We start from the raw sequence: 304 nt of genomic DNA, 5'->3' as shown, positions 1-304 counted from the left end.
GGAGAGAAAAATGGCAAACGGACGCATTCTGCACACCATGTTACGCGTGGGTGATCTGGACCGTTCAATCGCTTTCTACACAGACATCATGGGCATGAAGCTGTTAAGAAAGTCGGATAACGAGGCCTATCAGTACACTCTGGCGTTTGTCGGTTATGCAGATGAATCTGAAGGTGCTGTCATCGAACTCACTTATAACTGGGGCACCAGTGAATACGACATGGGCAACGCTTATGGTCATATCGCGATTGGTGTCGAGGATATCTATACCACCTGTGAGGCCATTAAAGCCTCAGGGGGGAAC

Annotated in this window: 1 protein-coding gene; it reads left to right on the top strand. The window is 49.0% G+C overall.

What is annotated here, in order from left to right:
• Nucleotides 1-10 precede the first annotated feature (10 nt).
• Nucleotides 11-304 (top strand): lactoylglutathione lyase (gloA, locus tag ACYP03_RS25455; RefSeq protein ID WP_459782600.1); only part of this gene is annotated, 294 nt, incomplete at its 3' end.

The organism is Photobacterium sp. R1 (assembly GCF_054600795.1).
The sequence above is the reverse complement of the archived record's forward strand: the minus strand, read 5'-3'. Positions and strand labels throughout refer to the sequence as shown.